Raw genomic sequence first — 4107 nt, forward strand, 5'->3', positions numbered from 1 at the left:
GGCCGACCGTGATCGCGAGCTTGAACGCGGCGACCGGACCAAGCTTCTCGCGCACCAGGCTCACCACCTCCTTCTCGATCTCGGCAGGCGCGCGCGCCACGCCGGCCTTGAGCACGATGAAGCCGCAGGGCACCTCGCCCTTGATCGCATCCCTGATGCCGAGCACGGCGCATTCCGCGACATCCGCGTGCGAGGCGAGGATCTCCTCCATGCCGCCGGTCGACAGCCGGTGGCCGGCGACATTGATGATGTCGTCGGTGCGGCCCATCACGAAGACATAGCCGTCCTCGTCCTTGTAGCCGGCGTCGGAGGTCTTGTAGTAGCCGGGGAACTCGGTGAGATAGGCCTCCCTGAAGCGATCGTCCTGCTGCCACAGCGTCGGCAGGCAGCCCGGCGGCATCGGCAGCTTGATGACGATCGAGCCCATCTTGTTCGCGCCCACCGGCTTGGCCGCTTCGTCGACCACGTCGACCTGGTAGCCGGGCATCGCCACCGTCGGCGAGCCGTGCTTGACCGGGAGCTGGCCGAGCCCGATCGGATTGCCGGCGATGCACCAGCCGGTCTCGGTCTGCCACCAGTGATCGATCACAGGCACTTTCAACTGCGCCTCGGCCCATTCCACCGTCGGCGGATCGGCGCGCTCGCCGGCCAGGAACAGCGTGCGGAATGTCGACAGATCATATTGCCGGATGAACTTGCCCTCCGGATCATCCTTGCGGATGGCGCGGAACGCGGTCGGCGCTGTGAACAGCGCCACCGCCTTGTGCTCTGAGATCACGCGCCAGAACGCGCCGGCATCGGGCGTGCCGACCGGCTTGCCCTCGTACATCACCGAGGTCGCGCCATGGAGCAGCGGCCCGTAGACGATGTAGCTGTGGCCGACCACCCAGCCGATGTCGGAGCCGCACCACCAGACCTCGCCGGGCTTGATGCCGTAGAGATTGAACATCGACCATTTCAGCGCGACCAGGTGCCCGCCATTGTCGCGCACCACGCCCTTCGGCCTGCCGGTCGTACCCGAGGTGTAGAGAATGTACAGCGGATCGGTCGCCGCCACCGGCACGCAGGGCGCGGCCTTGCCGGCGTCAAGCGCCTTTTGCCGCAGCGTCGACCAGTCATGGTCGCGGCCGGCCACGAGAGCACAGCCGTGCTGCGGCCGTTGCAGGATCAGGCAGGCCGATGGTTTCGCCGCCGAGAGCGCGATCGCCTCGTCGAGCAGCGGCTTGTACTGCACGATGCGACCGGGCTCGACGCCGCAGCTCGCCGACAGGATCAGTTTCGGCGTCGCGTCGTCGATACGGGTCGCGAGCTCCTTGGCGGCAAAGCCGCCGAACACCACGCTGTGCACCGCACCGATCCGCGCGCAGGCGAGCATGGCGACGACGGCCTCCGGCACCATCGGCATATAGAGGATGACGCGGTCGCCCTTGCCGACACCGAAATCGGCCATCACGGCCGCGAGCGCCTGCACCTCCTTCAGCATCCCGGCATAGGTGAATTTCGTCACGCTGCCAGCCAGCGGTGAATCGTGGATCAGCGCGAGCTGATCGGCGCGGCCGTTCGCGACGTGCCGGTCGAGCGCATTGTAGCAGGTGTTGACCACGCCGCCGGTGAACCAGCGGCCGTAGAGGCCGATCGACGGGTCGAAGACCTTGCTCGCCGGCATGATCCAGTCGATCTCGCGCGCCGCCTCGCCCCAGAAGCCCTCGGGATCTCGCAGCGAGCGGGCGTGCACCTCATGGTATCGGCTATTGTCCTGGACGTTCATGGCGTCGATCTCCCGCTCGAATCGGCTTGCAGTGCATGGCGGCCGCTGCCACGCCATGATCCGGATCAAGCCGGATCGGATTTGCGGTCATTTTCGCGCGAAGACGCCGCGATTCAAGCCGAAAACGCCGACGTCTTGCCGCCTTCGGGCCTACGGCGCGAGAAAGACCTCACCGAGCAGCGGGATTGGCGAGCGACGAGGCGCAGGCGCACGATCCACGGCACGGAATAATCCGGCAATTGGGAGCCGTCGAGCAGGCGGCTCCAGGGCTTGCTGGAATTATCGCAGGCAGTGTGGCAAGCCGTTGAAGGCGCGTTGGTGCAACTTTGGCAGCCACCCCCAAAGATCGGAGTTCGCGCATGGGCACGACGGATCTCTCCCCGATTCCGCTTCCTCCCGCCATCCGCTCCCGCTTCGTCGACGGCGTCAACGGCCTGCGCATGCATGTGCTCGAAGCCGGCTTCGAGACCAAGGACAGGCCCTGCCTGTTGCTGCTGCACGGCTTTCCGGAGCTCGCCTACAGCTGGCGCAAGGTGATGCCTCATTTGGCGGAAGCCGGCTATCACGTGTTGGCGCCGGACCAGCGCGGCTATGGCCGCACCACCGGCTGGAGCGCGGATTACGACGGCGAGCTGGCGCCGTTCCGTTTCCTCAACCTCGTGCGCGACGCGCTCGGGCTCATCGCGGCCTTCGGCCATCGCCGCATCGATGCGGTGATCGGGCACGATTTCGGCAGCCCGGTCGCAGCCTGGTGCGCGCTGGTGCGGCCGGACGTGTTCTCCTCCGTGGTGATGATGAGCGCGCCGTTCACGGGACCGCCGTCGCTGCCGTTCGATGTCGCGGACCGGCCCGCGAAGCCCGCGGCGGAAGATCCGGTGCATCGCGAGCTCGCCGCGCTGGCGCGGCCGCGCAAGCATTATCAATGGTACTATTCGACTCGCGCAGCCAATGCAGACATGCATCAGGCCCCGCAGGGCCTGCACGATTTCCTGCGCGCCTACTACCACCACAAGAGCGCGGACTGGAAAGCCAACCAGCCGCATCCGTTCGCATCCTGGTCGGCCGCCGAGCTCGCGACGCTGCCGACCTATTACGTGATGGACCTCGCCAGGACCATGGCGGAGACGGTGGCGGAAGAGATGCCGTCGGCCGAGGCGATTGCCGCCAACCCATGGCTGCCGGAGAGCGATCTCGCCTTCTACACCGCCGAGTATCAGCGCACGGGCTTCCAGGGCGGATTGCAATGGTATCGCTGCGGCACCTCGGGCATGTTCGTTCCCGAGTTGCAAATCTGGTCCGGCCGCACCATCGACGTGCCGTCCTGCTTCATCTCCGGCAGGCAGGATTGGGGAACCTACCAGTTCCCCGGCGCCTTTGAGGCAATGCAGTCCCGCGCCTGCACCAACATGATCGGCTGCCATCTGGTCGACGACGCCGGCCACTGGGTGCAACAGGAGCAGCCGGAGCAGGTGGTCAAATTGCTGCTGCAGTTCCTGCGCGATGCCGACACGCGGCAAACCGCATAAGCGTCGCATCCTCTGCCTAATGATGACCCACGGCATGGGAACTTCGGGCGCCCCCTGGCGTTTGGGTTCCCGGGCTATGGGCATTGGAGGATATGTTTATGGAGAAGAAGATCGCCGGACTCTTGGGAGCGGTCGCTGCGCTCGGCACGCTGGGCACCGCCCAGGCCACGCCGGCGCCGACACCGACCGATCCGTTGCAGGCCAATTCCTACGCCGATCTGCTGACGCCGATCCCGAATGCAGCGGCCACGCTGCGCGCGGTGGATGCGCAAGCCCCGGCCATGATCTCGGGTGACAAGAGTGCCGGTGAGAAGACTGCGGGTGAGGTGCAGGTGGCCTATCGTCACCACCACCATCATCACCATCACGGCTACTTCCGCCACCGGCCGATCATCGTCGTGCGGCCGCACCGGCATCATCATCATCATCATCACCACCATCACCATCACCATCATCACGACCGCTATTGATGGTGTCAGCCTGCGGCGGCGGCTGACGGAAGGACCCCGGAACGCGGTGACGCGGCCGGGGTTTTTCTTGGGCGTGATGATCGGCGAGACCGAATCAGCCGAGTGAAACCACAGTCGCCCTGTTCACCCCGGGAAATGCCCGTCAAATCGCCTGCGCCCAAAAAGTAAGTTCGGCCGGCACTTCAATCGCATAGCGCCGTTCACTCCCGCCTGCGCGAATTTTCCTCTTTCTTTTTTTCAGAAAATATGCTTATTATCCGGCATCCCGTACCCGAAAGAGGGGCGTTTCGCCATCGTCACGAACGTTGGGCGCGGGGAGCGGTGGACGCGAGATGCTGCGCGG

General features: G+C 65.6%; 3 protein-coding genes. 2 read left to right on the forward strand and 1 reads right to left on the reverse strand.

Annotated features, from left to right (window positions below):
• Positions 1 to 1768: propionyl-CoA synthetase (locus JOY90_RS19560; protein ID WP_291692753.1), on the reverse strand; the 1768-nt coding region annotated here is incomplete at its 3' end.
• Positions 1769 to 2127: 359 nt separating this feature from the next.
• Here JOY90_RS19560 and JOY90_RS19565 point away from each other — a divergent pair.
• Both JOY90_RS19565 and JOY90_RS19570 read left to right on the forward strand, forming a co-directional pair.
• On the forward strand, positions 2128 to 3294 hold the full coding sequence (locus JOY90_RS19565; RefSeq protein WP_291692754.1) for an alpha/beta hydrolase: 1167 nt from the start codon (positions 2128 to 2130) through the stop codon (positions 3292 to 3294).
• A 98-nt stretch (positions 3295 to 3392) separates the two neighbouring features.
• Positions 3393 to 3764, forward strand: a complete 372-nt coding sequence (locus JOY90_RS19570) for a hypothetical protein (protein WP_291692755.1) — start codon at positions 3393 to 3395, stop codon at positions 3762 to 3764.
• Positions 3765 to 4107 lie beyond the last annotated feature (343 nt).

It is taken from the genome of Bradyrhizobium sp., from assembly GCF_019242285.1.
Classification (GTDB): domain Bacteria; phylum Pseudomonadota; class Alphaproteobacteria; order Rhizobiales; family Xanthobacteraceae; genus Bradyrhizobium.

Bases quoted from the DNA above. Each gene is read 5' to 3' on its own strand.
- JOY90_RS19565 (WP_291692754.1), top strand. From the start codon at position 2,128: ATGGGCACGACGGATCTCTCCCCGATTCCGCTTCCTCCCGCCATCCGC.
- JOY90_RS19570 (WP_291692755.1), top strand. From the start codon at position 3,393: ATGGAGAAGAAGATCGCCGGACTCTTGGGAGCGGTCGCTGCGCTCGGC.